The sequence below is a fragment of the Fructobacillus apis genome (assembly GCF_023893635.1).
GTDB lineage: Bacteria > Bacillota > Bacilli > Lactobacillales > Lactobacillaceae > Fructobacillus > Fructobacillus apis.
This window is the reverse complement of record NZ_JAMWYK010000009.1, coordinates 1-26,479: the sequence shown is the minus strand read 5'-3', so window position 1 is coordinate 26,479 and position 26,479 is coordinate 1. Positions and strand designations below refer to the sequence as shown.

Genomic DNA, 26,479 nt, shown 5'->3' with positions numbered 1-26,479 from the left:
TATGACCGATGGTCAAGCGCTTTATGAAGAGTTTTTTTAGCGCTTTTTATAAGCGCCTTGTCCCTCGCAAGGAACAAATATTAGTATACGGATAACCCCTGCTTTCGTCAACACTTTTTCTTTCTTTTTTACAGCAATATTACAAAAACGAACCAGTTGCGTTACGGAAGCAAGAATATTCGGGCTTTTCCGGATTTTTAGCAAGAAAAAACGACCTTCGTTTCCCCTTATTCATCAAAGGCAGCGAAAGTCGATGGTTGAATTGTCTTTAAGAGGTCCGCAATCTCGTCCCCGTTTTTGAATACCAGGTCGGATTGGAGTTCTTTTTGTAGTGATCGGAAGTCCTTGACATGGAAAGAATAGAGCGGTGCCATTTTCCCATCCGAGTGTTTTATAGTAGAAAGTTCACCCAGGCGCCAATCATCGAAGTCCTTTACCCCCGAAGAAGAAAAGGAATTCAAAATAACGCCAAGCGACGTCTGTTCGTGGTGACGGTGAACCTTCACCGCCATGAACTGTTCTTTTCCATCCACTTGTTGCACCAAAAAGTAGGGCATGTCATTTTCGTAGGCAATTACTGTTGCCGCGACCATTGTCATATGAAAACTCCTTTAACCTTTATAACCATCCACTTTAAACGATCAATCGATTCCTAAACGCTTCTTTGCTTCTTTTAACCATCCGGGCATCGCTTCCCGAATCGTAGCAAAACCGAAGTCCAAGTGGTAGTTCGTCCAGAAACGACGCTTTACGTTGTTGTTTTTGATGATCGGCGTGTCCTTCAAGTCCACCAATGAAAGCTGGCGAACGGAAAGCGAAATCTTTTGGCTGTACTGATCAATGTCCAAGATGATGGCTTTCACCTTTTGACCAATCGTCAGTTCTTCTTTTAAGTCTTTTACCACACCCGACTTCAACTCGGAGATGTGAATCAATCCCTGCGTTTCTTCATCTAATTTAACAAAGGCACCGTATGGTTGAATTCCCGTAACGGTTCCTTCAACCTCTTGGCCGATTTGATAGGTCATCTGTTGCTCCTTGTGTTCCTTAATAAAAAAGGCCCCGCCGTTTGGCTAGAGGACCACTTTTTCAATCACAATATCTTCTAATGGGCGGTCAGCTGCATCAGCCTTGGCCTTTGCAATCTTGTCCACCACGTCCATACCGGAAACAACTTGGCCAAACACTGTGTGCTTGCCGTCCAACCAGCATGTTCCACCTTGTTCCTTGTAAACGTTTTGAATTTCTTCAGCGTAGCGTCCCAAGTAAGGCTTCATTTGCTTAGGGAAGTGGCTGTTTTGAACAATGAAGAACTGTGAACCGTTTGTGTTCGGCCCAGCGTTTGCCATTGACAGCGCCCCGCGGATATTAAAGAGCTCCTTTGAGAACTCATCCTTGAAGGGCTTTCCCCAGATACTTTCACCACCGCGACCCGTTCCTTCCGGATCACCGGATTGAATCATGAAGTCCTTGATGACACGGTGGAAGATAACACCGTCGTACTTTCCTTCTTTTGCCAAAGTCAGGAAGTTTTCAACTGCCTTTGGTGCTTGGTCAGGAAAGAGAGCGAGTGCAATGTCACCATAGTTTGTTTGAATGGTAGCGGAAACGTCGGCTTCCGTTACCTTTAATTGAGGAAAATCAGTCATCTTAGTCCTCAGTATCTTGTACGACTGGGTTAATGACCACGTCGCCGGCTTCGATTTCTTCCAAAGCTTGACCAACGGTCTTGTTGGAATCAAACTTCACTTGCGTTGCTGGCATACCAGCATCCAATTCACGGGCACGCTTTGATGCCAAAGCAATCAACTTGTAACGTGAATCAACCTTTTCGAGCAAGTTATCAACGGATGGATAAAGTAACATGGTGTTCTCCTTTAGCTTTAATCAGCAATTTCTTCGATGACCCGGTTCACCTTAAGGCGTTCCGCAGTAATGATGGCCTTGATTCGGTCCACCGCGTTTTGAACAACGTCGTTTTCAACGGCGTAGTTGTAATTGATCATCTTCTTCAATTCGTCCTTGGCAGCAGCGACTCGCTTTTCGATGACTTCAGCTGAATCCGTACCGCGACCAATCAATCGACTCTTTAAGTTGGCGATGTCAGGTGGTGTCAAGAAGATGTAAACACCTTCTGGCATCTTCGCCTTGACCTGCAAGGCCCCCTGAACATCGATTTCCAAGAAGACATCCTTACCAGAAGCCAACGTTTCTTCGATGAAGTCACGTGGCGTTCCGTAGTAGTTTCCGACGTACTCGGCATATTCGAGCATGTCGCCGGCTTGAATCTTTTCTTCGAACTCTTCGCGAGAAACAAAGAAGTAATCCTTTCCGTCTTCTTCCCCAGTCCGGGGCTTTCTGGTTGTTGCAGAAATTGAGTAGCGGAAGTCTACCGCATCATCTTCAAAAATTGCCTTTCGAACCGTTCCCTTACCAACGCCTGATGGCCCTGACAAGACGATTAACAAGCCCCGTGTCGTCATATGCGTCCTCTTTACTGTTTTTTAGTATCTAATACAAGAAGTTTACCAAAATTTACCCTTTTTATCAATATAAAGGTCTTATGCTAAGGCATCGTCTGTAAAAGTCAAAAGCGACCCATGCCCAAACAACTTGTTCCCCTTTGTTCGAACAGATGAAAACTTGTTCCCCTAATCAAAAGAGGCGTTAAAAGCCTGTCACGTAAGGGTTTGACTTTTCCTCAACCTTTTCTTAACTAATTTACCCCTTGCAAAATCGAACAGTTGTTCGTATACTAAAGTCACAGAGATAAAGAGGAGGCGGCATGATGCAAGTAAAGCTTTCAGCCCAATCACAACTTAACGTTTTCGGTCAGTTGAAGAACAGCTGGACCAAGGTAAAGGAGCACTTTGAAGTGGTGCCATTGAAAGAACAGCAAACCAGCACGGTTTTGATTAACAAGTTGGAAAGTGCCCTGAACACGGCTGAACCCATCGCCGTTCAGATGAACTATTCTTTTGATTCCGAACGAATCCAAGACTTTTACGGTGTCTTGTTCCAAGACAAGGCCGGCGCTTTGATGATTGAAGATCAAATGACTAAGCAATGCCAACTCTTGATGCCAGAATTGCTCCGCCACATCGGTTAGGAGCTAGTCAAGTTGAAAAAAGACCAACTACCTTTCCTCTTTGGTAGTTGGTCTTTTTGTTTGCACTTTTATTTTTCGTCTTCTTTCTTAGGTGAAGAAAGCAAGGCTTCCACATCCTTGACCGAAAGCTTTTCAAGCAAAGTGTTCAAAGCCTTGATGTCGATGTAGTGGTCCAAGCCAGAAGCTTGCAACTCGGCTAAGCGAACCGTGTCCACCGCCTTTTTTTCATCCAAGAACTTCACATAGCGGGCAACTTCCCCACCAAGTCCGTCCAATGAATCCCATTCCGGTGTCCAGTAGTCCATCAAGTGGTCCTTGGCAAAGCTTGCCAAGGCCGCGTTTGACCATTCACGGTGCGTCAAGTTGTACTGCTCTGCCAATCCCTTGTGGAAGGCCAGAAGCATTCGAACTTCTTGGTCGGAAACCAAATCTTTGATGGCTGTCTTCTGGAAGGTTTCAACCATGCGCTTACCGAAGGCTTCTTCTTCAGCCAATTGGTCAGCGGACAACTTCTCTTTTCCTTCCTTGAAGTCCTTAATCTTCAACTTTGGTTCCATCGTCTTCACGCCTGAGTAGACGTCTTCGATGGTTTCAAGGGCGAAGTCATCGTCCTTTTCGTTTTGGCTCAAGAACTTGAACTGCAAGTCGTCGATGGCGTTTGATTCTTCCATCACCTTCTTGACGTCTTTTCCTTCGTAACGGAAGTAGTTGACCGCCAAAACCGTACGGACAATCATGCGCCAGAAATTTGGATCAAATGGCGTTGTCGAAAGTGAGAAACGGTCGTTTACGGATGCTTCCTTTGCCAAGAATGATTGGATGTCATACAACACGGGCATCAAGGTCACGAAGTAGCGCCAGTCGCGGTCCGTTGATTGGACCAAGGCTGCTTGCATCACCTCGTTCATCTTCACGATGACGTGCTTGTCAGAGGTGAAGTCCGTAAAGTTCAACTGCACCATCGTTGCAATCAAATCATCCAAGAAGAAGGAAGCCACTTCAAAGGTTTCCGGTTGGTACGTGTGTTGCTTCGTCAAGAAGAAACGGGCACGCAGGAATCCCGCGAACTCGTTGTAGTCAAATGGGGATAACTTCTTACTTTCTTGGAACTTTTGCAAGTTCTTCTGCTTCTTAAATTTCTTAATCTGGGCTGACTTTCCCTGCTTCATAATGTCCTCCTTAGACAGACAAATCGAGTAAGTACTTTCCGTGACCAAATTCCTTCAACTTAAATTGGAAGATTTGTTCTTCACGGTTCAAATCCGGCGTCTTCACCTTGGCTTGGCGGTCACCTTCCAACTCGGCAATTTCGATGGCCTGGTTGATGGCTGACAAGACTGGCGCAAAGGCCTTTGGATCCGCAGATGAGTAGAAAAGATCTGCATTTCCGTAGGTGTTTGAGCGACGTTGCAAGGAGACGGACACCTTGAAACGGTTCACTTCAAAGACCAAGTGATTGTAGTTGAAGTCCCGGGCGTAGCCGAACAAGGCGGATAAATACTGCCCTGCGGGATATTTCTTTTCTGACATATGCTCTCCTTTTGCCCGTAGGCATCGGCGATTAACAAACGCTTTTTCAACTCTAGTGTAGCGCGTTTTTGGGCTAATCCCCAAATTTATGTTTTTTACTTACTTCAAAGTCACTACCGTGGCACCGTCGCCCCCAGCATTTGCGGAAGCAAAGTGGAATTCCTTCACGCGACGGTCGGAACGTAGGAACTGCGTGACCCCTTGGCGCAAGGCACCCGATCCCTTACCGTGAATGATTTCAACGGAAGAGAGGTTGGCCAAAACAACGGAGTCCAAGTAGCGATCCAATTCGTGCAAAGCCGCTTCATAGCGTACACCACGCAAGTCCAACTTGGCTTGCACGCGGGCCGTGTGACCGGCAGCAGCTGTCCGTTGTACCTTTTGTGCCTTTTGCTTTTGCTTTTTCTCTTGGGCCTTGGCCGTTGCTTCGGTCTTCTTCAGGTCGTCTTCATCAACAAGCATCTTCAAGATACCCATCTGAACTTCCCACTGACCGTTCTTGTGCTTCTTAACCAAGGTTCCCTGCTGGTTGTAGGAGGAAACGACAACGTCATCCCCAGCCGACAACTCCTTGGCCCGCTTGGCCTTCTGCAAGACCTTGTTCTTTTCCAGCTTATCGGACTGGTGCAAGGAGGCGATGGCCTGCTTTTGCTTTTGCAGGTCCTGTTCGGACAAGCCGTTCTTCTGACCACCGTTGTTCAAGCGTTCGTTTCGAATGTCCTTGATCAACTTTTCGGCTTCCGCCTTGGTCTTTGAAACCAACTCATTGGCACGCTTCTTGGCGTCCATCATGAGCTTGGCTTGCTCCTTTTCGAACTTCAGCTGTTCTTCTTCGACCTTTGTCTTTTCGGAATCAAGCTGCTTTTGGTCCGCTTCGAGTTGGGCCAGCTTTTCCTTGGCCGACTGGTTCTGGTCGACCAGTTCCTTAATCATCTGGTTCAACTTCTGATCTTCTGGGCTCACCATTTGCTTGGCATCATCTAGAAGGCCTTGGTCAAAGCCAAGACGGGAGGCAATCGCCAGGGCGTTTGACTGTCCCGGCACCCCAATCAGCAACTGGTAAGTTGGCTGCAAGGTTTCCACGTCAAAGACCATGGAGGCGTTTTCGGTGTTGGAACGTTCGTTTCCGTAGAGCTTTAGTTCAGGGTAGTGGGTCGTGGCAATCGTCTTGGCACCGAGTTCGGCCGAACGGTCCAAGATGGCCATGGCCAAAGCGGCTCCTTCGGCCGGATCCGTTCCGGCACCCAACTCATCGAAGATAACGAGCGAGTTTTCGTTGGTCTCTTCCAAAATGCCCTTGATGTTCTTCATGTGAGAAGAGAATGTGGATAAGTTCTGTTCAATGGACTGTTCATCCCCAATGTCGGCGAAGATATCCTCAAAGACGGCAACGGTCGATGGACGACCAACCGTGATGAAGAGACCGGACTGGGCCAAAAGCTGCAAGAGCCCCATCGTCTTGATGGAGATTGTCTTTCCACCCGTGTTCGGTCCGGTGATGATCAATGTCTGGTAGTCAGCACCTAAGGCGATGTCGTTCTTGACGGACTTTTCTTCCCCAATCAACGGGTGCCAGGCCTGATTCAATTCAACGACGTGGTTCTTTGACAGTTCGGGTGCCATGGCGTTTTGTGCCTTGGCCAATCGTGCCTTGGCGTTGATGAAGTCCAACTGTCCGAGGATGTTGGCGTTCTTCATCAAATCGTCTTGGTGGTCGGCCAACTCAACGGAGAGTTCGGCTAAGACGCGGTCCTCTTCTGCGAGGGCCAAGACACGAACCTCGGAAAGGTCGTTTGCGAGTTCGACAACGGACTGTGGTTCGATGTAGTAGGTCTGACCAGACTGGCTCTGGTCGTGGACGATACCAGGAACCTGGTGGCGGTATTCCACCTTAACGGGCAAAACGTAGCGTTCCCCACGCTTTGTCACGATGGTTTCGGACAGGTAACGCGCCGACTTACCGCGAGTGAAAGAGGCCAACTTGTCGCGGATTGCCCCTTCCTTTCCTGCCATTTGGCGACGGAAGGAAGCCAGTGCTGAAGATGCAGAATCGAGGACGTGACCCGTCTCGTCGACCGTGTCCTGGACTTTTTTCGTTAGAGAAGGGAGTAAAGTCAACTCTTCGACCTTAGCCTGCAAGGCGTTTATCGAGTCAGCCATATCGTCGGCTTGAATCCGGTCGAAGAAGTTGGCAACGGCGGCCGTTGCAATCAGCACCTTCGCCAATGCCACGATTTCCGTTCCGTTCAAGGACGCCTCAATCTTTAGGCGGCGAACCTGCTCTTTGATGTCCGTCAAATCGGGCAGTGAAATCCCGCCGTGCAACCGTTCAATCATCGCGGCTTCGGCCGTTTCGTTCAACCAAGTGGCCACCTGGTCATAGTCGGAAGATGGACGTAACGCCAAAAGCGCCTTCTTCCCCTGCTCAGTTTGAATAAAGGGCAAAAGCGCTTCTTTTACTTTGTCATATTCGAGTGTTTTCAGAACTTTTTGATTCATATTCCCTCGTATACTTTCTTAATGGATTAGAGCCACCAGTGGTAAATCTGATTTGAAATCATTGGGAACTGGTCCATGAATTCGTTCAACAGGTGGTTTTCTGCAAACTGTCCCTGCAACCAAGCGTTCGGCACAACGGAGAACAGTTGGAGCAAGAAGAAGGTAATCACGAGTCCTAAGACAAGTGACAGAATGGCACCCAAGAGACCGTCGATTTTACCCAAGAACGGGATGCGACGGACGAAGTGGATGGAACGGAGCAAGAAGTGTCCCAGAAATGACCCCAAAATCATGATGACGGCAAAGGCCAAACCAGAAGACAAGAACTGCGTTCCTTCGTTTGCAAGGGCGCTCGGTACGGATGGCCGGGCGAATTGACCGGACACCCAAGTGGAAAAGACGGAGGCCAATGGCTTGGAAAGCACCGTTGCGATGTAAAAGACCAAAGCCCAGAGTGCAAAGCGGGCTAACGTCGTTACGAGTCCCATCCGGTAACCGGACATGAACATTAATAGCAAAAAGATGATGGCAATCCACATCAAAATCATTGTTGAATCCTCCTAATGCACAGTGAATGGAACAACTGTGCAATCTACTGAATACCGTCAATTATACCATTAAAACTGCTATAATTAAGGCATGCAAACTGTGATTTTACTGACAAAAGCGGCTTTAAAAAAAGCCGAGGAAATTTACGGTCCCTACGCGGTGCAACCGGCGCCGCAGTACACGCTCTTTCAGGCGAAGAAGCCGGGCGTGACGATTACGGCTTACCAATCGGGTAAGGTGATGTTCCAGGGGCCGGAAAACGAGAAGGAAGCGGCCATCTGGGCGAATAACATTGACCGTTCAAAGACTGCTGCCTCTTCAGTTTCTGGAAAAACGCCGGCCAAGCCGGCTTCGAAGAACAAGCACAATGAAAGTGCCTTGCCAACTGATTTCAAAGATTGGGGCGTGATTGGTTCCGATGAAGTCGGCGCAGGGGCTTATTTTGGTCCGTTGACGACCGCCGCCGTGTACGTCTCTCGAGATCAAGTTCCAAAGCTTCGAGCAATGGGTTTTGCCGATTCCAAGACGTTGACCGACGATAAAATTGTGAAGCTGGCGCCCTACATTATCGAAAACCTCCCCTACCACATCGTCAACCTCACCCCTGACTTTTACAACCAAAAGCAACAGAGCGGACAAAACGTGGTCGCCATGAAGGCCCTCTCCCACAACTTCGCACACAACAAGGTGATTGCGAAGCTGAACGGTGAAAAGCCGGACGGAATGTTAATCGACCAGTTCGTACAGGAGTCATCCTACAACCGCTACTTGCAAAAGAACAAGCAAGTAAAAGCACCCGTCAAGGCCTACTTCAAGACCAAGGGGGAACAGGAACACGTAGCCGTCGCTGCCGCCTCCGTGCTCGCCCGCTACGTCGAGCTCCAAACCATGGAACAGCTCAGCAAGGAAGCCGGCATGAAACTGCCAATCGGGGCCGGCAAAGAAGCCGACCGCGTGGCAGCTCAAATCATGAAGTCCGGTAAAAACCTCGGCCACTTCGCCAAGCTGCACTTTGCCAACACTGAAAAGGCAAAGAAGCTTCTCTAATTTAAAACAGTAAAAAACCACTGGAAGAGCAAGTCGCTTTTCCGGTGGTCTTTTTTTACTTATTCAAATCGAGTTGTTCAGCTTCGATTTCGATGTCTGGTTGTTCAGCATCTTCCTTTGCTTGAACTTGGTCGTTCACAGCTTGTGAGGCTGAATCGTATGAGGCCTTTGCCTTTTCCAAGTAAGGTGCCACGGCATCTTGGGCTTGGGCAATGAGGTCTTGGGCTTGGCTTTGAATGTCAGCCAAACGGTTCTTCAAGGCTTCTTGGTCTTGCTTGGACTTAGACAACTTGTAGGCTGCCGTTGCACCCATGGCGAACAGGAATCCTGCAGCGACTTTCGTGCTTGCTTTCATGGTTAATTCTCCTTGTGTTCTTTATTTACTTTTCTTGTTTGACTTCTTGAAGAACTTTGAAAGGACCATTGCCATTCCTGTCTTCGTTGCCGTTCCAAATCCTGAAACTTTTGATGAAGTCTTGCGAACGGAGCGATTCAAGTCAGAAACCGTTTCTGACAAGTCGGCTGCCGCTTGTACGGTGACGTTTAACGTTGCCATCTTATCGTTGATGTCATCAACTAAGATATTGGTGTTGGCCAACAACTCGTTGGAAGAGCGGGCGATCGTATCCAAATCCGTTGTCAAAACAGAAACGGAACGCGTCAAACGCAGTAAGAAGACCACGAGTGCCACAACTAAGAGCAAAAAGGCCAATGCGAAAATTAAAAGTGAAACTTGTCCGATCGTCATATATTCTCCAATCTTGATGTTCATCATATTAAAACAAGTCTATTGTAACAAATATCGCGCGACTTTTCAGAAGGACCGCCCATTTCATCCCGATATCAAATAAAAAAGCCCCGAAGGGCTTTTTTTAACGAGCGTAATCAACCGCTCTTGTTTCACGAACAACCGTCACCTTGACGTGACCAGGGTATTCGAGTTGCTCTTCCACTTCCGCCTTGATGTCGTGTGCCAACACCGTAGCTTGAATATCAGAGATTTGATCAGGCTCAACCACCACGCGAACTTCACGTCCGGCTTGGATGGCGTAAGCTGATCGAACACCAGTGTAATCGCCGGCGATGTGCTCCAAGTCAGTCAGACGCTGAACGTAGTTTTCAAGCGATTCTGAACGAGCACCTGGACGGGCTGCAGAAATGGCATCCGCAGCGGCGACCAAATCGGCCAATGGCGATGTTGCTTCCGTATCACCGTGGTGGGCGGCGATTGCGTTAATGACGTTTGGCTTTTCATGATACTTTTCGGCAATCCGAACACCCAGTTCAACGTGTGAACCTTCGACTTCGGCATCAACTGCCTTTCCAATATCGTGCAAGAGCCCAGCACGCTTTGCTTGTGCCACATCCATTTTAAATTCTGAGGCCATCAAACCGGCTAACTTTGCCACTTCCATTGAGTGTTGCAAAACGTTTTGACCGTATGATGTACGATAGTTCATCCGACCGATTAACTTAATCAAGTCTGGGTGCAAACCACGCAAACCAAGGTCGAAGACCGCGGCTTCACCCTTCTGACGGATGTTTTCATCCATCTGACGGCGGGCCTTTTCAACGGCTTCTTCGATCTTAGCTGGGTTAATTCGACCATCTGAAATCAGGGCTTCCAAAGCGTTCTTCGCGATTTGGCGACGCAGTGGATCAAATCCTGACAAAACGACTGATTCTGGGGTGTCATCGATAATCAAATCGATTCCCGTCAACGCTTCAATCGTGCGGATGTTTCGACCTTCGCGACCGATGATACGGCCCTTCATGTCTTCACTTGGCAAGTTAACCACGGAAACCGTCACGTCAGACACCGTATCGGCGGCTGAACGTTGGATGGCTTCAACGACGAGGTCACGGGCACGCTTTTCACCTTCGCTCTTCGCGTCGTTTTCATATTCTTGAATTAACGCAGCACGTTCCTTTTCAAGGAGTGCCTTAGAAGAGGAAAGCACAACTTCTTGTGCCTGTTCCTTTGTCATCTGTCCGATTTCTTCAAGCTTTGCTTCTTGGGCAGAAAGCTTTTCTTCGGCAGCTGTTTGCTTCTTCGCCGCATCGTCCAAACGAGTCTGAACTTGGTTCTCCTTCTTAATCAAAGAAGCGTCTCGTTGGTTCAATGTGGCGTCTTTTTGGTCTAAGGTATCAATCCGGTCCTGCAAGCGGGATTCTTGGTCTTCGACGCGCTTTTGGCGGTCAGACAAAGACTGCTCGATTTGATGACGATACTCCTGGGCCATGCCCTTTGCATCGACTTCAGCGGACTTCTTGATTGACTTAGCTTCATCGTTTGCTTGTTTTAAAATGTTTGCCGCAACCTGCTTAGCGTTATCCAAGCGAAGACGGTCGACGACCTTCTTCACCAAATAACCACCAGCTAAACCGATTACAAGTGCAAAGAGTGCTGAAATGATAATTGTTAACATAATTTTTTCCTTTCAGCAGTGAATTTTTATCCAATCCACAGCTCTAGTATAGACAAAAAGAGTCCGTCAGTCAATTAGAAGGAATTTGAGCATTTCATTAAATCGCGCTTAATAAATACACTGATACGGGGATTTTTTAAGCCTTTTACATTAAAAAAGTCACTTCCGTTCCTTAGAATTTTTCTCTAAATTAGAAAAAGCCCCTTTAACAAGGAGCTTTTTTACTTAACGTTTGAAACGGCGGTTTGCATCGCGTTCCATATCACGCTTTTTAATGGATTCACGTTTGTCGTACTGTTTCTTTCCGCGTCCGACACCAATCAAAACCTTGGCAAAACCGTTCTTCAGGTAGACCTTCAAGGGAACGACTGTGATTCCAGGTTCCTTGGCTAACACATCCAAGTGTTTGATTTGACGTTTGTGCAGCAGTAGTACGCGTGTGCGAAGGGGATCAACGTTGAATTGGTTCCCCTGCTCGTAGGAGGAAATGTGAACGTTCACCAACATGGCTTGGCCATCGTTGACCGTCACAAAACCATCCCCAATTGTAATCTGCCCTGCCCGGACGGATTTGATTTCCGTCCCGGTCAAGACGACACCAGCCTCGAAGGTTTCTTCAATGGCGTAGTTAAAACGGGCCTTCCGGTTCGTTGCTAATGCATCTTGCATCACTTGCTTTTTCTTCGCCATTGCCGCTCTCCTTTCGACTGGCTTGCTTACTTTTGCTTCATTGAGAAGCCGTGCTTACGGTTTTGGTTTGAATCGGGCTTTCCAGTACCACGGCCTTGGCCGTTTGGCTTTCCACCGTGGTTTGGCTTGCCGCCGTTACGGTTTCCGTTACCGCCCCCCTTGTTCTTATCAAAGGAGCGGTTGTTTCCACCGCGGTTACGGTCGGATGAACCACCATTACGGCCGTTGCGTCCCTTGCCACCATCACGACGGTTGCCACCACGGCCACCCTTCTTGTTATCGCGACCAAAGCCGCCTCGGTTTGGTTGCGGAACCTTGATGTCGGTCGTTGGGGCTTCTTCAGGGTTTGTCAGGATAAAGTCGACCGTTGAATCCTTCTTCGAGGCACGGATGACCTTAATCTTCACGCGTTGTCCGATTTGGAAAATATGGTGCTTTGAACGACCAATCAAGGCGGCATGCTTGTCGTCGTAATCGTAGTGGTCGTCCGTCAGGTTTGAAATGTGAACCAAACCTTCAACGGTGTTGTCCAAGGAGACGAAGAGTCCGAACTTCAACGCGGCGTTCACAACACCTTCGTATTCGTTACCGACCTTGTCTTCCATGTATTCGGCCTTCTTCATGGCATCAACCAAACGTTCCGCATCGATGGCGCGACGTTCGCGAACGGACGTGTCCTCACCGATTTGGGCCAATGAAGAAGCATACTTTTCTTGCGCTTCCACACCGTAACCGTTCTTCGTGTACCACTTAATCAAACGGTGAACCGTCAAATCAGGGTAACGACGAATTGGTGACGTGAAGTGCGTGTAGTATTCGGCACCCAAACCAAAGTGACCGACTGGGTCTGGTGAGTACTTGGCCTGCTTCATGGCACGCAACATCATTGTTGAAATCATTTGTTCGGCTGGGTCATCTTTGACCTGCTTCATCAACGTTTGCAACATCATTGGTGTCACGTTTGCTGGATCACCCTTCACTGGGTGACCAAGTGCCTTGGCAAACTCAAAGAATGAGTGGGCACGTTCTTCGTCCGGTGTTTCGTGAATCCGGTAAAGGAATGGCACCTTCTTCTTGTCGAAGTGTTCGGCCACCGTTTCGTTGGCTGCCAACATGAATGATTCAATCATGCGTTCAGCGGTTCCGCGTTCGCGAACCACAACGTCAATGGCCTTTCCGTTTTCATCAACCACGATGGAACCTTCTGGTGCATCGAATTCGATGGCCCCACGATTAGCACGCATCTTGGCCAAGATTTGGTGCAGTTCGCCCATCGTGTCGAACATGTCCTTCAGGCCGGCATATTCCTGCCGGGCTTCTTCGTCGCCGGCAAGGATGTCATTGACTTTGTCGTAGGTCATCCGGGCGTGGGATTCGATCACGGACTGGGCCAAGCGGTGCTTGACGACCTTACCGTTCTTGTCGATTTCCATTTCCACGGACATGGCCAAACGGGTCACGTTGGGGTTCAGAGAAGCGATTCCGTTGGACAACTTCTGTGGCAACATTGGAATGACGCGGTCTGCCAAGTAAACAGACGTTCCGCGGTGGTAGGCTTCCTTATCCAAAGCCGTTCCAGGACGGACGTAGTGGGAAACGTCGGCGATGTGAACACCCAAGTGGTAGTTTCCGTTGTCGAGCTTCCAAGCGACAACGGCATCATCGATATCCTTCGTGTCGGCTCCGTCAATCGTGACCAGTGGTTGGTCCGTAATGTCCTGGCGTCCTTCCCATTCTTCGGGCTGCACTTCGTTTGGAATGGCGTCGGCCTCTTCCATCACTTCCTGTGGGAATTGGTTTGGCACGTTCTTGTTTTCAACGATTTGCATGATGTCCATGCCGGGCTCGTTTTCGTAACCGAGCACTTCAGTCACGGAAGCCACCAACTGCTTTGGGTGCAAAGCGTCTGGGTAAGACTGAATTTCAGCAACAACCACTTGGCCGTCGTGTAATTCTTCCTTGGCTGTAGATGAATCAATCAAGACTTGGTAAGACATCGCCTTCTTGTCTGTCAGGCGCATCTGTCCGAGTACCCCTGCAAAAGTCGTGTTCGACGTGTACACGCCGACCACGCGCGTGAAGGCGTGTTCGATGATCTCTTCAACTTTTCCTTCCGGTCCGCGGTCTTCGGACTTAGCGGGACGGAGCATGGAAACACGAACCGTGTCCCCCTGCATGGCTTGGTTGGTGTTGTCTGGTCCAACAAAGTAGTCGGGGAGGTTTTCGTCATAGCGGACGAACCCGAAGCCCTTGTCGTTGGCCTTGAATTCACCGACGATATCACCCTTTTTACCCTGGTATTGGTATGAGTCGTTAGCGACTTTTTTGACGATTTGATTATCAGCCAAGTTTTCAAGCACTGATAGTACCTGGCGGTAGCCAGAGGCCCCTTCTAAGCGAAGGCCATCGGCCAGGTTTTGGGCAGAAAAGGCCTGGCTGTGGTTGGCCTTCAAGAAGCCTTCTAGTTGTTCACGAATTTGCTTTTGTTCCATTACTGTTTCTAAACTCCTAAAAATGGATAATAAAAAATCAGTCTACAAAAAAGTAAACTGACCTTATAAATTAATGAGCGGCCAAGTACATCAAAATCAATCCAATGATGAACCAAAGCGCACCAAGAATCGTCGTAATTCGACGCATGATGGCTTCAAAGCCGCGAGACTTTCGTTCTGTAAATAAATCAGTTGCCCCACCAGACAAAGCTGACAGTGCATCTTGTTGCTTACTTGGCTGCATCATTACTGAGACAATCAGCAAGAATCCAACAACCAGCAAGAGAATGGTCAAAAAATCAGTCACTAGGACGCCTCCACTCGCATTTCATATACTTTAGTATAGCAGATTGTCAATTAGTTTCCAAGTGAAAGACGGAACATCAAGACGCCACCAGCAACCGCCACGTTCAATGATTCAGCTGAACCAAGAAGTGGGATGTAGAGGTTGGCCGTCGTTTCCTTGGCGAGTTCAGGGTCCAAGCCCTGTCCTTCGTTACCAACAATCAAGGCACCGGCTGAAATACCGTGGATGTCTTGGTATGGCTTTGCTTCTTCGTTCAATTCAGAACCGTAAACCGGCAAATCGTTGTTCTTGAAAGCGTTAATCCAGTCGTGCAAGTCACCTTGCAAGACTTCCAAGTGGAAGTTTGAACCTTGCATGGCACGCACAACCTTTGGTGCGTACAGGTCAGCCGTTCCAGTTCCAAGGACAACACCCTTGAAGCCGGCAGCATCCGCCGTACGAACCAACGTTCCGACGTTACCTGGATCTTGGATAGCATCCAAGAACAACCAGAGACCATCGTGGACGTATGATGGGTCAAAGGTCTTTTCTGGCAAAGTCACTTCCGCAAAAATGCCTTGCGGCGTCTTTGAACCAGCAATGTGGGCAGCCACTTCTGTTGAGATTTCAAAGGCAGGCACACCGTGTGGCACGTCGGCCAAGTGTTCTTGCATTTGTTCTTCGGTCGCCATGATGGCGTGGAACTTTGCCTTTGCGTTGATGGCTTCTTGCACTAAGTGCCAACCATCCAACAAGTAAGTCTTTTGGTCTTGGCGGCCCTTCTTTGTGGCCAACTTCGCCCAGGCTTTTACCTTGTTATTTTGTTTCGATAAAATACGTTCCATAATACTTCCTTTTTCCGACTGCTAGTCGGTCGTTTTAGCGGTTTTGCTTTCCGGCGTTTCGCCCTTCAAGGGGCTTTTGTTCTTCTGTCACGTCGCGTGGGCGCAAGTCTTCGGGGCGGACCTTGTTTTGTGCTTGCGCACCGGCGCCACCCATTTGGCTCGCTGCGTTTGCCATCGTCATTTGAGCAGCTAACAATTCGTCAGCCGTCTTTTGGATGGTGAACGTTTCTTCAACTTGAGCCTTCAACTTATTGTAACGCATGTGATTAATGAACATTTGGATCACGGCGAAAATTCCACCGACGAAGAAGTAAAGACCCAAAGCACCGGATGAGTAAAGCGTGAATCCGGTAATCAAGACAGGCATCATCAACATCATCATCCCCATCTGCTTCTTTTGAGCAGCTGGGACATGCAACTGTGACATGTAGGCTTGAAGCGCGTATACCACAAAGACCATTACAGAAAAGATGATTTGTGGCTTTGACAACTCAAGTCCGAAGAACGTGGCCGTCTTCAAACCGTTGGCGTTGATAATGGCCAAATACAAACCTGAAAAGACAGGCATTTGAATCGCCATGGCCAACCAGTTCATCCCACCGGTGATGGACACGTTGTTTTCCTTGTACAACGTCATGGACACCATTGATGCAGCTTGTTGTTCGGCTTGGGTCTTAGCACCCTTGACGGCTGCTTGGACCTTGTCCAATTCCGGCTTCAACTTCTGCATCTTGATTTGAGAAATCGTCGTGTTCTTTGATTGGTTCACCATGATTGGCAACAAAATCAAACGGAAGATCACCGTCAAGATGATGATTCCCCAACCGATGGCGTTCACACCACCAACGGCATCGGCGATTTTCAACAGCAAGTCGGCGATTGGCTTTGAAACGAGGTTATAAATACGACCGTGCGTACCGTAACCACCAGTGAAGAGGTAAATATCGAATAAGACGACAATGATTGTCGCGTAGCGCTTTAATGCTTTCATGTTTTCTCCTAAATCGGATTAAATCTTTTCCTATCGTTCAAGGAATACTACCCATTATAGCAAGATTAGTCTATCACTGTCTCACTTTTCTCATATTCCAAGACACTCATCGGAAAACTCAAACGGAAGGAAGAACCGGAACCAAGAGCCGATTCGACCTCGACTCGTCCGCCGTAAGCCGACACCATCTTCTTCACAATGGAGAGGCCAAGGCCATTCCCACCAACCTGGTGTTCACGGGCCTTGTCGACCCGGTAGAAACGATCGAAGACGCGGTCGATGTCTTCTGGCCCAATCCCCTGACCGAAGTCTTGTACGCCGATTTCAAGCCATGACCCGGCACGGGCCAAAGCCAAGTGGACTTCCTTTCGGTCCTTGGAATACTTCACCGCGTTGTCCAGCAAGATGATGAGTAGCTGTTCCAAGTGGTCTGGTCGAATGGCAATGGCCGCCTTGTCGTTGACGGTGTTGTCGAGCGTCCATACGAATTCTGGATGGAGCAGTTCAAACTCGTGGTAGACCCGCTTCAAAACGGGGGCAACGGCTGTCTTTTCAACGTCGGCCGAAACCGTCATCTTTTCGGCACGGGTCAGCTGAAGCATCTCGTTAACCAGCGTTTCCATCCGGTTAATTTCAGCAAGAGAGGAAGTTAAGGAATCCTCCAGGACTTCCTTGTCATCCTTCCCCCAACGATTCAAGAGGTTCAGGTGGCCCTTCACGATGGCGACTGGCGTCCGGAGTTCGTGGGAAACATCCGAAACGAATTCCTGTTGGGCACCAATCAGGCTTTGCACCTGGTCCATCGTCTGATTTAAAAGCTGACCAAGCTGGTCGAGTTCCTGATTGTAGGTGATCCGCGCCATGCGGTGTTTTGTTCGTGGGTTTTCCTCAAAGGCTTCCATCACCTTGCTCAAACGCTTCACAGGGCGAACAAAAAACTTCGCCAAGAAGAAAGAAAGCAGGAAAATCCCGGCCAATGAAAGCGGGATGAAAACCCACCACCAGTTTTCAATGGCACGCAAGAAGCGACCGAGGCTTTCGCCACCCTGTAACAGGCCGAGACTAACGAGCAGGCCAAGTGATATTAGCAAAAAACCCACCGTTAGGCCCAGTGTTAAAACAGCTTGGGTACTCTTAAACGGTGAGTTCTTTAAATTGTCGTTCTTTTCTTCAGCCATCTCAGCTCCGCATGACGTAACCGGTTCCCCGGACAGTTTGAATGTAAGAAGTCTTTGATTCTGGGTCATCCAACTTGTTGCGCAAGTAACGGATGTAAACGTCGACAACGTTTGTTTCAATCTTCGTATCCAAGCCCCAAACGTTCTTCAAGAGCTTTTCACGTGGTTGTACCACGTCGATGTTTTCAACCAGCAACAAGAGCAAATCATATTCACGCTTCGTGAGCGAAATGATTTGATCGTCACGACGGACCGTCCGGTTTTCCTTTTCCAACTTCAAGTTCTTAAAGGAGATGACGTTCAAGCCTGAACCAGATGGCGTCTTTTCAATGTCAATTCGACGGAGCAATGAGCGGACACGGGCGAGCAATTCTTCGATGGCAAAGGGCTTCACCACGTAATCGTCTGCCCCGTAGTCCAAACCAGAGACACGGTCAATGACAGAATCACGTGCCGTCATCATGATGATTGGCGTCTTCTTCACTTCGCGCAAGCGGCGAGCAACTTCGAATCCGTTCAATTCTGGCAACATCAAATCCAACAGGATCAAATCAAAGTCTTCGTTCAAGGCAGTATCCAACCCATCACGACCGTTCAATACCGTTTCAATTTGGAAGCCTTCGTGCTCCAATTCAAGCTTTACGAACTTTGCTAAATTTTCTTCGTCTTCAATGATTAAAATGCGACTCATAATTTTTCCTTCTCGAAATCGACTCAAAGCTCAACGTTATCAGCCAATTTCATTTTTAAATGAATTTCTTTTAATCCATTTTAACACAGGAAATGAATTAATCTCATTTTTTAAAGAAATCGTCTAATTTTGCGAAACGTGGATCCAATTTTTGTGCTTTTTCGGCTGTTTCCTTGGCCTCTTTTTCCTCTGGGTGTTCCTTCAAGAATTCATCTTCGGAAATCACCTGCCAGTCCTTTCCTTCGGGAAGTGGCGCACCTGCCGCTTCCTCTTCGGTCAAAACTTGCAAAGGCAAGGCGGAAACGATGTTGTCCAAAATGGCAACATCTAAATCAATGGTCTTATTTTGAATGGCAAAGACCGGTTCTTCTTCGTCGAATTCTTTAATCTTTTCAGGATTTTCGACATACGTTTCGGCAACGTTTAGGTCACATGACCAGTCAACCGGTTGTAAAGAACGTGAAGATGGCAAAGTCAAATCCGCGTGGAAGTTAGCCATCAAGAAATAGTCGTCTTCTTCCGTCATTTGGATGGAACCCGTCACCTTGACCGGTTCAGCATTTAAAATCAAATCGGAGAAACGTTCTTTAATCAGTTCATTTAAGTCGAGCGTTTCTTCAAACTGAAGCGCTTCGTTCCGGTACTTTTGCAATTGTTGTTGTGCAAACTTCATGGTTAATCCTCTTCTTTAATATAGTGAATTGGTCGTCTTGCCAAATCCTGTCCATCCTTGCTGTGACGGTCGCCTGCAAGCAACTGCCAAATGAGTCCCGCCTTGTAATCAAGACGGAGGTTGGCCTTGGCCAAGCCCATATCCACACGGGAAATGATTGGCAAACGGGCGCGTCGCTTCACTTCGGACAAGTAGGCCTGTCCTTCATCCGTGAAACCGAGCAATCGAATGTAGGAATCCGCCATGGCCGCCTGCATCTGGTCGACTTTGATGTTCAACAGCGTGTATAGCATCGTCCGTTGCATCCGGGCGAAGGTGTAGCGCTTTGACTTCACAGCCTTAATGAAGGACTGATAGGACTGCGGCGCTTCCTTAGCGGTTGCCACCCCTACCAAACGGTGTTCCAAACCTTCGGCCATCTGATAAACCTGCCCGAGCTGGCCGACCGTGTCGGTCAACAGGCGGTAGGACAATAGGTCGAAGAATGGCTTTTCAAAGCCAAGCGCGTTTGGCTTTTCCTGCAGAGCCTTGAAAGCGTCCGCGGGAACGACGCGTTCAACCTTATCCATCTTTCCCTTATGCAAGGCCAAGCGAATGGATGAGGCTGAGGCAATTTCGGCCCCCTCGTCGAATTCCTTGTCGTGGTACCCGGCTTGGATTCGTCCGATTGGGTGCAAGTTCATCTCGACTTCGGATTCAACCACGGCCTTTGCGTAAGAGAAGCCCAAGATGTCGTTGGGGTCTTCCAACTTGAAACCTGTCTTTTCCTCGAGGTCGGCGGCGTATGCCGCTGCATAGGTTTGATTCTTCGCACCGGAGCCTTCCGCTTCAATTCCTTGTGCCTGTTTGGCCAGGTCCATGAAGTCAATGTCCGGATGTTCGGAACCGAAGACCAAATCCTTCACGCCTAAAGCGGCAAGGATTGCAATGGCCCCCTTGGCAAAGAGGTGACCCGGTTGAACGGCGTCAAAGACGGGTAATTCAACCATCAGGTCCGCCCCGTTGTGAAGGGCGAGCTTTGTGCGTTCCCACTTGTCCAAGATGGCCGGTTCGCCTCGCTGAACGAAGTTTCCAGACATCACGACAACGGCAACATCAGCGCCCGTCACCCGCTTTGCTTCGGCTAAGTGGTAGGCGTGCCCGTTGTGGAAGGGATTATATTCCGCAATGATTCCAACAGCTTTCATTTGCTTGCTCCTTTTTGGCAGGAAATAAACCAGCGTTCATCTTCGTCGTCCGCTTCCTTCTTTCCGAAGTCAGCGCTGAAGGTAATGTTTTCAAAACCAGCTTCTTTCAGGGCCGCTTCGTAAAAGTCACGGTCGTACGTGAGCTCGTGGTGCACTTCGCGAACCATCTTGAAGGCGTCGATGTCTTCTTGGTACAAGAAGAATTTCAAATCGTGATCAACGGAGTAGTCGTTTTCTTCTTCACTCGGATAAGCCGTCCACATAAAAATCTTGTCTGGGTCATCGTCGTTGTTGTAGCAGAAGTTATCATAGCTTTCCTTGACCATCTTTGGTGTGATGACATCAAAGAGGAAGGTTCCGCCATCTTCCAAGTGAGCATAAGCCTGAGCCAATCCCGCCTTGAATTCTTCAACGGTCGGCAAGTAGTTGAAGGTGTCGGCGAATGACACGATGGTTGGGTATTTTTCTTCCCAATCGGAGAACTCACGGATGTCAGCCTGCAAGAGACGAACATCGACCTTGGCTTCTTCTGCGTGCTTTTGAGCCAGTTCAAGCATTGGGGCAGACAGATCAAGGCAGTCCACCTGGTAGCCCGCCTGGGCGAGCAAAACGGCTAGACGTCCCGCACCACCACCAAGGTCCAAAATCTTGCCAGCCGGCGTCTTTTCTTGGACATAATCCGCCCAATCAACGTATAGTTCACCGTCGAAAAGCTCGTCATAGAGCGAGGCAAACGTTTGGTAGGGTGCTTCTTCTGCAGCCATGCTATCATCCTTTCAAGTTCAAAAGGCCACCGCAATCTACATCGCAATGGCCTTATGGTTTAACGTTCTGGTAAGTACTGATCCAAGTCAACTTCCTTGGCATCGAACCAAAGGCGGTCCAAGTGGTAGAAGTCACGGGATTCCTCGTCGAAGACGTGAACAATGACGTCGCCCATGTCCAACACAATCCAGTTGGCCTTGTCGAAACCTTCGATGTGGTCGATTTCAAAGCCAGCTTCCTGCACGTCTTCTTTTACTTCACGTGCAATGGCTTGCGCCTGACGCGCTGAACCCGCTGAGGCCAATACGAAGTAGTCGGCCAAAAGGGAAACACCCTGCATGTCTAAGGCCGTGAGGTCTTCTCCGTGCTTGTTATCGATGGCTGCTAAAGCCGTCTTCAAAAGTGCTTGTGCTGTTTTTTCTGCCATGTCAGCTCCTTTATTACTTTGCTAAATACGTTGCCCAGTCGTTATAGGCGGTAAAAGTCTTTGGGTAAATGGGCTTTTGTTGACCAGCTAAGTAGGACAAGGTCGCAGAAAGCTGGTAGAAGACACCAGCGTCTAACGATTCGTCCGTCAGCGTCCGTGCCTTTTCAACACCGGGAAAGTTCCGGCCCATTTCGAGGTAATCCGCCATGAAGAGCACCTTGGATAAGGTGCTCATCTTGTCGTGGTTATCCCCGGTTGTATGTTCTTTAATGGCCTCAAGAATTTCTGGGTCTTGAATCCCCAGTTCATCTTGGACAAAGTAAGCGCCCACGACACCGTGCCATATGGGATTGCCCCACTTTTTCAAATCGGAATCGAGGTGCTTTTCGTCAATTTCTTTTTCAAAGTCAGAGGCGGACCGTTCTTTGGCATAGTCGTGAACCAAGCCAGCAATGGCGGCTTGATTTTCATCAAGACCGTTTTGTTTTGCCAACTTAATCGCGTAATCTTTCACGCGTAAGCAGTGTTCGAAGCGGCGCTCTGAGAGCTTTGCTTGCACCTGTTTACTCAATTCCGCAATTCGTTTCTCATCAACTTCAACCATGTCTGCCTCCAAACTTATTTAGCTAACTTGTTGACTTCCAATGAGTACTTCACGTACTTCGCGTCCGTTGCTTCTTCGTACAAGACAATCGTCTTTCCGATTACTTGTGCGACCGTCATCGTTGAATTTTCCTCGATGAACTTCGCCACGTCCTTGGCTGACCATTCTGAGGTCTGCTGTACGTTAACCTTAGCCAATTCGCGCTTTGACAACGCCTTTTGTACTTCTTCTACCCATTCCGTTGTAGCGCCACCCTTACCAATTGAAAAGATTGGTGTCATGGTGTTTACTTCAGAACGGAGGTATCGTTTTTGCTTTCCAGTTAATTGCATTAAATCATTGCCTTTCTAAGAAATACGGAAACACCTGCAGGTGCGTAAGCACGAATCGTTGTGCCGGCAGGAAGCGTGATAAAGCCAAGACCAGCGAAGACCAAATCGGCATCCGTCTTGGTCTTCAACTCCGTTTGGACGAAGCCCTTGGCTTCAGCCTTCGGAATTGGGGCGAGCAATTCACCTCGGTGTTTCTCGTAAAAGTCCGCTGCACCAGCCATTTTCGTCCGGTGAATCTTCAAGTTGTTTTCAAAGTAGCACGTCGCCGACGTCTTTTGATCAGACGGTCCAGACACCAAATCAAAGCGGGCCAAACCACCGAAGAACAGGGTTTGTTCATCGTTTAGCTGGTAGGTACGGGCTTTGATTTCGTTCTTTGGCAAGACGTACTTTAAGTTTTTGTCGTCCACTTGATGGGCATATTGATCAGCCTTGATAATTCCTGGCGTGTCAATCAAGTTCTGCCCGTCATCCAATGGAATGGCGATTTGATCAAGCGTCGTTCCAGGGAATCGTGAAGTCGTGATTAATTCTTGGACACCAGTCTTTGACTTAATAATCTGGTTAATCAGCGTGGACTTTCCAACGTTCGTGGTTCCAACAACGTAAACATCACGTCCCGCACGTAAGTCATCAATCTTTTCCAAGATGGCGTCCAAGTTGGCTGGGTGAGCCGCTGATGTCAAATCAACGTCAACGGGCTTAATCCCCTCTTCTTTCAAACGGCCACGAACCCAGTCCTTAATCTTGTGTTCCTTCAATGACTTAGGCAGTAAGTCCACCTTGTTTCCCAACACGTAGATGGGGTTCTTCCCACCAACGAAACGTGGCAATCCAGGAATGGTTGAACCTGAGAAGTCAAAGAGATCCAAAACGTACACAATCAAGGCGTTGTCTTCTGACACCTGGTGAAGCAACTTCATGAAGTCGTCATCCGTCAAAGACACTGGCTGAATTTCGTTGTAGTGGCGCAAACGGAAGCAACGTTGGCAAAGCAGCTGATCGGATTCCAATTGCTTTTGCATCGCAGACATGGGGAGGTATCCCGCTTCGTCTTTTTGGTCAACCTGCATCAAGGCACCACAACCGATACAGTAAAGCCCTTCTTGCAACGCTTCTTGTACTTCTTCTTTTGTCGCCATTTCTGGTCTATTTTCCGTCATGAAGTTCTTGCTCTTCCTTTTTTGAAACAGCCTTGGCTAACGAGTCGTGCCAGACCGGTTCTTGATTTTTGTAAATGATTTTCTTTGCTTGGTTTTCGATGAAACGATTCACCCACGTTTGCCACATGTCCGATTCAATCAGGCGCTTAACCAACACGGACTTCACCCCTGCTAAGTGGGCGGCCCAAACATCGGTCAGCATTTGATCACCGACCATGAGTACTTCATCTTTGTTCAAGTGGTGTTCTTTTAACACACGGTGAATACCACGGGGCAATGGCTTTAATGACCAGGCCACGTAGCCAACGCCCAAGTCACCAACGGCCTTTTCGACACGTTGCCAAGTGTTATTGGAAACAACGATGACTTCGATGCCCGCTTCTTTGGTTTCTTTCAACCATTCGTGGAGTTCGGGCGTTCCCTTGGGGTTGTTCCACGCCAAAAGCGTGTTATCCAAGTCCGTCAAAACGGCCTTGATGTTGTGCTTCTTTAATTCGTCAACCGAGAGGTCGTAGACTGACTCAACTAGGTAGGTGGGTTTCAAAAAGTTTAGGACCATGGTTATTGTTCTCGCTTCATAATTTAACCCCATTATAACACGATTTCGGGTTTTCCCTTGGACAAAAAAAGACCCCAGATGGGGTCTTTATCTTCCGATTTTAGACGGACTAATCTTAGTACCAACCGTTTGATTGGAAGTGACTAATCGCGTTTTGAACAGAACCATAGCGTCCGGCAATGTAACCTTGCATGGCCTGCAATTGAACATCGTAGTTACCGATGTAGTCTTGTCCAGCAGCATAAGTAGCGTATGCTGATGGTGACAACTGTCCGATTCCGTAGAATGAACCGTTTTGGGCGTTCACGTTTCCAGATGATTCGCGTTGAATCAACCAGTTAATGTCGCCTGAAGCCGTCGTTGTTTGTGTTGGCGTTGAGGCTACAGCAGGTTCTGGCGTAGTATCAACTTCTTCAGTTTGAGTATCTTCAGCTTGTTCAGCAGAAGCATCTTCTTGTTCAACTTGCTGACTAGCGGCAGAGTTTTCCAAGTTCTTAATGTTGTCTAATGAAGAAACAGCCGTTTTAACCATCTTTCCATCAATTGAGCCTGAAACCTTAACAGCTTGATCAGTCGTTGATTGGTGATTATTAAATTGTTGGTTAGCGGCAGTCAATGCAAGACCAACTACTGCTACGCTTGTAAGTAAAATTTTATTAAACATCATGTCCTATATTATTCACGACTAAGATTAGTTGAATATTAAAATTCAAAAAATCATTTAAATAATCGAAAAATAATAAAGTAAATCCTCCGTTTTTTCCGTAAACACTGCGGGTTTAGCAGGTGTTTGAATTGTCTTATTTACTTTTTCGATGGTTCAACCAGTAATATACAGGCAAACCTAATACTACTATAATAACCGAAATTGCAATTCCTTGCAAATCGTTGAAAATTTCAGACACTTCGACGTAGATAGAGCCCAGGATAGCAACGATTGGAATCCATGGGTACAAAGGCATTGAGAAGGTCCGCTTCTCCCCCTTCGGGTCACGGTGACGCAAGATGAAGCAGCCGACCAAAGCCAAGATGTAGAACAAGAAAGTAATGAAAACGGCGTAATCCGTCAACTTGTTTGGATCAGTGACCCACATCATGACATAGCCGATTCCAATCATCAACCAGATGGCACCGTTTGGCGTCTTAGACTTGGCGTGGACACTTCCGAAGAACTTAGCAAACGGGAAGTCCCCTTGCTTTGCCATGGCGTAACAAACGCGCGGGAAGGACACGACTTTTCCATTCAAGGTACCCAACAAAGAAATGAGGATAGCGAGCGTCAAGAGGCGCCCACCCCAGAGCCCGAAGGCCGCTTCGGCAACGTGCATCGTTGCCTGGTTTCCGTAGGCGACAATTTCGTTTCCGCCTAATGAAGAGAACGTTCCAAAAGAAACCCCAACGTAGGCCACAATCACTACCAAAAGCCCGTAAATGATCGCCTTTGGCAAGGTCTTTTGTGGGTTCTTGATTTCCCCAGAGATGTTGGCAAGCGTTACCCAGCCATCGTAGGCAAAAAGCGTTGCCAAAACCGCAACTCCGAAACCACCGGCGTGGCTGTTGCTGATTGACGTCACCGTTTGACCCAAGGCGTCGTGCTGCCCGAAGAAGAGACCAAAGATAATCAATCCAATAATGGGCATCAACTTAATTGTCGTGGTGACCACTTGGAAGAAGGCAGACGTTGTGTTTGGCAACGAGTTCACCAAGCCAATGAAGCCAAGACCGACCATTCCAATTGGAATTGACCAAGCAATCGGCAAGTTGAAAAGAGCCGTAAACAGCAGTCCAAAGTAGGAAGCAATCGCGCCCATCATGGCCGGTCCGTAGAACACGACCTGCATCCAACCGGACAAGAAACCAATGGTTTTACCGTAAAGCTTCGTTAAATAAAGGTAGAGCCCACCCGTTTCGGTCATCTGGGAACCAACTTCGGCAACGGTCATTCCCGCTGTCAAAGTCAAAATCCCACCAGCCAACCAGGCTAAGAGGGCGGAGGAAGTAGACCCTGCCGTTTGCAAGACCGCTCCCTGCTTGAAGAAAATACCGGATCCAATAATGGTACCAATAACAAGAGCTAATGAGGACCAGAGGCCAAAGCCTCGGTTCAGTTCTTCTTTTTCCATCATCGTCCTCCTTTAAGAGTTAGTTTCATCTATTTTAGCATGATTTATCATCATATTTTCATCTTTGTTAGCCTCCCTGACACAGGAACGAAAAAGCAGTGCGTATATGCACTGCTTTTTATTGATGATTTAAACGTCGTCGTATCCCCAAAACGGTATTGATGAGGTTCAGGCGGTAAATAGTAGTCTCCATACAATCGCTCAGCGTACTCTTCAATGGCTCATATGTCAAAAAATTGGACAAAAATAAGTGTATAAAATATTTTGAGCTACGTCCGTTAAATACATTCTAATCAATTCATTTGTTTCT

Annotated in this window: 31 protein-coding genes; 2 read left to right on the top strand and 29 right to left on the bottom strand. The window is 48.1% G+C overall.

Annotated features, from left to right (window positions below; translation table 11 throughout):
* Positions 1 to 227: 227 nt before the first annotated feature.
* The 5 genes from NFX39_RS06135 to gmk are packed head-to-tail and all read right to left on the bottom strand — an operon-like array spanning position 228 to position 2,483.
* Positions 228 to 599 (bottom strand): hypothetical protein, encoded by a 372-nt coding sequence (locus NFX39_RS06135; protein WP_252444037.1) that lies wholly within the window; start codon positions 597 to 599, stop codon positions 228 to 230.
* Between the two features lie 42 nt (positions 600 to 641).
* Complete coding sequence (locus NFX39_RS06130) at positions 642 to 1,028, bottom strand: CvfD/Ygs/GSP13 family RNA-binding post-transcriptional regulator (protein WP_252444036.1); 387 nt, start codon at positions 1,026 to 1,028, stop codon at positions 642 to 644.
* A gap of 45 nt (positions 1,029 to 1,073) precedes the next feature.
* Entirely contained in the window at positions 1,074 to 1,649 is a 576-nt protein-coding gene (locus NFX39_RS06125; RefSeq protein ID WP_252444035.1) for a peptidylprolyl isomerase, read from the bottom strand.
* Between the two features lies 1 nt (position 1,650).
* Positions 1,651 to 1,866, bottom strand: a complete 216-nt coding sequence (rpoZ, locus tag NFX39_RS06120; protein ID WP_252444034.1) for a DNA-directed RNA polymerase subunit omega — start codon at positions 1,864 to 1,866, stop codon at positions 1,651 to 1,653.
* Between the two features lie 17 nt (positions 1,867 to 1,883).
* On the bottom strand, positions 1,884 to 2,483 hold the full coding sequence (gene gmk, locus NFX39_RS06115; RefSeq protein WP_252444032.1) for a guanylate kinase: 600 nt from the start codon (positions 2,481 to 2,483) through the stop codon (positions 1,884 to 1,886).
* A gap of 302 nt (positions 2,484 to 2,785) precedes the next feature.
* Between gmk and NFX39_RS06110 the strand changes: the two genes are divergently transcribed.
* Positions 2,786 to 3,109, top strand: coding sequence for a hypothetical protein (locus tag NFX39_RS06110; RefSeq protein ID WP_252444030.1), 324 nt, complete (start codon positions 2,786 to 2,788; stop codon positions 3,107 to 3,109).
* 68 nt (positions 3,110 to 3,177) lie between these two features.
* Here the strand turns inward: NFX39_RS06110 and NFX39_RS06105 are convergent, their stop codons facing one another.
* The 4 genes from NFX39_RS06105 to NFX39_RS06090 all read right to left on the bottom strand — a co-directional run bounded on the left by NFX39_RS06105 (position 3,178) and on the right by NFX39_RS06090 (position 7,686).
* Complete coding sequence (locus NFX39_RS06105) at positions 3,178 to 4,278, bottom strand: metaphase chromosome protein 1 (RefSeq protein WP_252444028.1); 1,101 nt, start codon at positions 4,276 to 4,278, stop codon at positions 3,178 to 3,180.
* Positions 4,279 to 4,288: 10 nt separating this feature from the next.
* Entirely contained in the window at positions 4,289 to 4,639 is a 351-nt protein-coding gene (locus NFX39_RS06100) for a hypothetical protein (protein WP_252444026.1), read from the bottom strand.
* A gap of 99 nt (positions 4,640 to 4,738) precedes the next feature.
* Entirely contained in the window at positions 4,739 to 7,138 is a 2,400-nt protein-coding gene (locus tag NFX39_RS06095) for an endonuclease MutS2 (RefSeq protein WP_252444024.1), read from the bottom strand.
* A gap of 26 nt (positions 7,139 to 7,164) precedes the next feature.
* Positions 7,165 to 7,686, bottom strand: a complete 522-nt coding sequence (locus NFX39_RS06090) for a CvpA family protein (protein WP_252444022.1) — start codon at positions 7,684 to 7,686, stop codon at positions 7,165 to 7,167.
* A gap of 91 nt (positions 7,687 to 7,777) precedes the next feature.
* Between NFX39_RS06090 and rnhC the strand changes: the two genes are divergently transcribed.
* Entirely contained in the window at positions 7,778 to 8,734 is a 957-nt protein-coding gene (gene rnhC, locus NFX39_RS06085) for a ribonuclease HIII (RefSeq protein ID WP_252444020.1), read from the top strand.
* 55 nt (positions 8,735 to 8,789) lie between these two features.
* On the opposite strand, the gene NFX39_RS06080 is transcribed toward rnhC, so the two are convergent.
* The 20 genes from NFX39_RS06080 to NFX39_RS05985 form a co-directional block, all read right to left on the bottom strand.
* Complete coding sequence (locus NFX39_RS06080) at positions 8,790 to 9,089, bottom strand: hypothetical protein (protein ID WP_252444018.1); 300 nt, start codon at positions 9,087 to 9,089, stop codon at positions 8,790 to 8,792.
* A gap of 21 nt (positions 9,090 to 9,110) precedes the next feature.
* Entirely contained in the window at positions 9,111 to 9,482 is a 372-nt protein-coding gene (locus NFX39_RS06075) for a DUF948 domain-containing protein (protein WP_252444016.1), read from the bottom strand.
* A 124-nt stretch (positions 9,483 to 9,606) separates the two neighbouring features.
* Positions 9,607 to 11,163 carry a ribonuclease Y gene (gene rny, locus NFX39_RS06070; protein WP_252444014.1) on the bottom strand — a complete coding sequence of 519 codons (1,557 nt, stop codon included), beginning with the start codon at positions 11,161 to 11,163 and terminating at the stop codon, positions 9,607 to 9,609.
* A gap of 225 nt (positions 11,164 to 11,388) precedes the next feature.
* Entirely contained in the window at positions 11,389 to 11,853 is a 465-nt protein-coding gene (smpB, locus tag NFX39_RS06065) for an SsrA-binding protein SmpB (protein ID WP_252444012.1), read from the bottom strand.
* 26 nt (positions 11,854 to 11,879) lie between these two features.
* Positions 11,880 to 14,345 (bottom strand): ribonuclease R, encoded by a 2,466-nt coding sequence (rnr, locus tag NFX39_RS06060; RefSeq protein ID WP_252444010.1) that lies wholly within the window; start codon positions 14,343 to 14,345, stop codon positions 11,880 to 11,882.
* 70 nt (positions 14,346 to 14,415) lie between these two features.
* Positions 14,416 to 14,652, bottom strand: coding sequence for a preprotein translocase subunit SecG (secG, locus tag NFX39_RS06055; protein WP_252444007.1), 237 nt, complete (start codon positions 14,650 to 14,652; stop codon positions 14,416 to 14,418).
* 50 nt (positions 14,653 to 14,702) lie between these two features.
* Positions 14,703 to 15,476 (bottom strand): TrmH family RNA methyltransferase, encoded by a 774-nt coding sequence (locus NFX39_RS06050; protein ID WP_252444005.1) that lies wholly within the window; start codon positions 15,474 to 15,476, stop codon positions 14,703 to 14,705.
* Between the two features lie 34 nt (positions 15,477 to 15,510).
* Positions 15,511 to 16,467, bottom strand: coding sequence for a membrane protein insertase YidC (yidC, locus tag NFX39_RS06045; RefSeq protein WP_252444003.1), 957 nt, complete (start codon positions 16,465 to 16,467; stop codon positions 15,511 to 15,513).
* Between the two features lie 65 nt (positions 16,468 to 16,532).
* Positions 16,533 to 17,645, bottom strand: a complete 1,113-nt coding sequence (locus NFX39_RS06040; protein WP_252444001.1) for a sensor histidine kinase — start codon at positions 17,643 to 17,645, stop codon at positions 16,533 to 16,535.
* A gap of 1 nt (position 17,646) precedes the next feature.
* Positions 17,647 to 18,336, bottom strand: coding sequence for a response regulator transcription factor (locus tag NFX39_RS06035; protein ID WP_252443999.1), 690 nt, complete (start codon positions 18,334 to 18,336; stop codon positions 17,647 to 17,649).
* A 103-nt stretch (positions 18,337 to 18,439) separates the two neighbouring features.
* Entirely contained in the window at positions 18,440 to 19,009 is a 570-nt protein-coding gene (locus tag NFX39_RS06030; protein ID WP_252443997.1) for a YceD family protein, read from the bottom strand.
* Positions 19,010 to 19,011: 2 nt separating this feature from the next.
* On the bottom strand, positions 19,012 to 20,196 hold the full coding sequence (locus NFX39_RS06025) for a nucleotidyltransferase (protein ID WP_252443995.1): 1,185 nt from the start codon (positions 20,194 to 20,196) through the stop codon (positions 19,012 to 19,014).
* A complete protein-coding gene (locus NFX39_RS06020; protein WP_252443993.1) occupies positions 20,193 to 20,960 on the bottom strand; it encodes a class I SAM-dependent DNA methyltransferase in 768 nt (255 codons plus the stop codon). Before NFX39_RS06020 ends, NFX39_RS06025 begins: the two co-directional genes overlap by 4 nt.
* Positions 20,961 to 21,019: 59 nt before the next feature.
* Positions 21,020 to 21,388, bottom strand: a complete 369-nt coding sequence (gene rsfS, locus NFX39_RS06015) for a ribosome silencing factor (RefSeq protein ID WP_252443991.1) — start codon at positions 21,386 to 21,388, stop codon at positions 21,020 to 21,022.
* 13 nt (positions 21,389 to 21,401) lie between these two features.
* Positions 21,402 to 21,992: a bis(5'-nucleosyl)-tetraphosphatase (symmetrical) YqeK gene (gene yqeK, locus NFX39_RS06010; protein WP_252443989.1), complete on the bottom strand. Its 591-nt coding sequence runs from the start codon at positions 21,990 to 21,992 to the stop codon at positions 21,402 to 21,404.
* Positions 21,993 to 22,006: 14 nt separating this feature from the next.
* Complete coding sequence (gene yhbY, locus NFX39_RS06005; RefSeq protein ID WP_252443987.1) at positions 22,007 to 22,324, bottom strand: ribosome assembly RNA-binding protein YhbY; 318 nt, start codon at positions 22,322 to 22,324, stop codon at positions 22,007 to 22,009.
* Positions 22,324 to 23,487, bottom strand: a complete 1,164-nt coding sequence (gene yqeH / locus NFX39_RS06000) for a ribosome biogenesis GTPase YqeH (RefSeq protein WP_252443985.1) — start codon at positions 23,485 to 23,487, stop codon at positions 22,324 to 22,326. The genes yhbY and yqeH overlap by 1 nt, the downstream gene beginning before the upstream one ends.
* Positions 23,474 to 24,046 (bottom strand): YqeG family HAD IIIA-type phosphatase, encoded by a 573-nt coding sequence (locus tag NFX39_RS05995; protein WP_252443983.1) that lies wholly within the window; start codon positions 24,044 to 24,046, stop codon positions 23,474 to 23,476. The genes yqeH and NFX39_RS05995 overlap by 14 nt, the downstream gene beginning before the upstream one ends.
* Before the next feature lie 115 nt (positions 24,047 to 24,161).
* On the bottom strand, positions 24,162 to 24,710 hold the full coding sequence (locus NFX39_RS05990; RefSeq protein WP_252443980.1) for an aggregation-promoting factor C-terminal-like domain-containing protein: 549 nt from the start codon (positions 24,708 to 24,710) through the stop codon (positions 24,162 to 24,164).
* A gap of 136 nt (positions 24,711 to 24,846) precedes the next feature.
* Positions 24,847 to 26,172, bottom strand: a complete 1,326-nt coding sequence (locus NFX39_RS05985) for an APC family permease (RefSeq protein WP_252443976.1) — start codon at positions 26,170 to 26,172, stop codon at positions 24,847 to 24,849.
* Positions 26,173 to 26,479 lie beyond the last annotated feature (307 nt).

Bases quoted from the DNA above. Each gene is read 5' to 3' on its own strand.
- NFX39_RS06135 (WP_252444037.1), bottom strand. From the start codon at position 599: ATGACAATGGTCGCGGCAACAGTAATTGCCTACGAAAATGACATGCCC.
- NFX39_RS06130 (WP_252444036.1), bottom strand. From the start codon at position 1,028: ATGACCTATCAAATCGGCCAAGAGGTTGAAGGAACCGTTACGGGAATT.
- NFX39_RS06125 (WP_252444035.1), bottom strand. From the start codon at position 1,649: ATGACTGATTTTCCTCAATTAAAGGTAACGGAAGCCGACGTTTCCGCT.
- rpoZ (WP_252444034.1), bottom strand. From the start codon at position 1,866: ATGTTACTTTATCCATCCGTTGATAACTTGCTCGAAAAGGTTGATTCA.
- gmk (WP_252444032.1), bottom strand. From the start codon at position 2,483: ATGACGACACGGGGCTTGTTAATCGTCTTGTCAGGGCCATCAGGCGTT.
- NFX39_RS06110 (WP_252444030.1), top strand. From the start codon at position 2,786: ATGATGCAAGTAAAGCTTTCAGCCCAATCACAACTTAACGTTTTCGGT.
- NFX39_RS06105 (WP_252444028.1), bottom strand. From the start codon at position 4,278: ATGAAGCAGGGAAAGTCAGCCCAGATTAAGAAATTTAAGAAGCAGAAG.
- NFX39_RS06100 (WP_252444026.1), bottom strand. From the start codon at position 4,639: ATGTCAGAAAAGAAATATCCCGCAGGGCAGTATTTATCCGCCTTGTTC.
- NFX39_RS06095 (WP_252444024.1), bottom strand. From the start codon at position 7,138: ATGAATCAAAAAGTTCTGAAAACACTCGAATATGACAAAGTAAAAGAA.
- NFX39_RS06090 (WP_252444022.1), bottom strand. From the start codon at position 7,686: ATGATTTTGATGTGGATTGCCATCATCTTTTTGCTATTAATGTTCATG.
- rnhC (WP_252444020.1), top strand. From the start codon at position 7,778: ATGCAAACTGTGATTTTACTGACAAAAGCGGCTTTAAAAAAAGCCGAG.
- NFX39_RS06080 (WP_252444018.1), bottom strand. From the start codon at position 9,089: ATGAAAGCAAGCACGAAAGTCGCTGCAGGATTCCTGTTCGCCATGGGT.
- NFX39_RS06075 (WP_252444016.1), bottom strand. From the start codon at position 9,482: ATGACGATCGGACAAGTTTCACTTTTAATTTTCGCATTGGCCTTTTTG.
- rny (WP_252444014.1), bottom strand. From the start codon at position 11,163: ATGTTAACAATTATCATTTCAGCACTCTTTGCACTTGTAATCGGTTTA.
- smpB (WP_252444012.1), bottom strand. From the start codon at position 11,853: ATGGCGAAGAAAAAGCAAGTGATGCAAGATGCATTAGCAACGAACCGG.
- rnr (WP_252444010.1), bottom strand. From the start codon at position 14,345: ATGGAACAAAAGCAAATTCGTGAACAACTAGAAGGCTTCTTGAAGGCC.
- NFX39_RS06050 (WP_252444005.1), bottom strand. From the start codon at position 15,476: ATGGAACGTATTTTATCGAAACAAAATAACAAGGTAAAAGCCTGGGCG.
- yidC (WP_252444003.1), bottom strand. From the start codon at position 16,467: ATGAAAGCATTAAAGCGCTACGCGACAATCATTGTCGTCTTATTCGAT.
- NFX39_RS06040 (WP_252444001.1), bottom strand. From the start codon at position 17,645: ATGGCTGAAGAAAAGAACGACAATTTAAAGAACTCACCGTTTAAGAGT.
- NFX39_RS06035 (WP_252443999.1), bottom strand. From the start codon at position 18,336: ATGAGTCGCATTTTAATCATTGAAGACGAAGAAAATTTAGCAAAGTTC.
- NFX39_RS06030 (WP_252443997.1), bottom strand. From the start codon at position 19,009: ATGAAGTTTGCACAACAACAATTGCAAAAGTACCGGAACGAAGCGCTT.
- NFX39_RS06025 (WP_252443995.1), bottom strand. From the start codon at position 20,196: ATGAAAGCTGTTGGAATCATTGCGGAATATAATCCCTTCCACAACGGG.
- NFX39_RS06020 (WP_252443993.1), bottom strand. From the start codon at position 20,960: ATGGCTGCAGAAGAAGCACCCTACCAAACGTTTGCCTCGCTCTATGAC.
- rsfS (WP_252443991.1), bottom strand. From the start codon at position 21,388: ATGGCAGAAAAAACAGCACAAGCACTTTTGAAGACGGCTTTAGCAGCC.
- yqeK (WP_252443989.1), bottom strand. From the start codon at position 21,992: ATGGTTGAAGTTGATGAGAAACGAATTGCGGAATTGAGTAAACAGGTG.
- yhbY (WP_252443987.1), bottom strand. From the start codon at position 22,324: ATGCAATTAACTGGAAAGCAAAAACGATACCTCCGTTCTGAAGTAAAC.
- yqeH (WP_252443985.1), bottom strand. From the start codon at position 23,487: ATGACGGAAAATAGACCAGAAATGGCGACAAAAGAAGAAGTACAAGAA.
- NFX39_RS05995 (WP_252443983.1), bottom strand. From the start codon at position 24,046: ATGGTCCTAAACTTTTTGAAACCCACCTACCTAGTTGAGTCAGTCTAC.
- NFX39_RS05990 (WP_252443980.1), bottom strand. From the start codon at position 24,710: ATGTTTAATAAAATTTTACTTACAAGCGTAGCAGTAGTTGGTCTTGCA.
- NFX39_RS05985 (WP_252443976.1), bottom strand. From the start codon at position 26,172: ATGATGGAAAAAGAAGAACTGAACCGAGGCTTTGGCCTCTGGTCCTCA.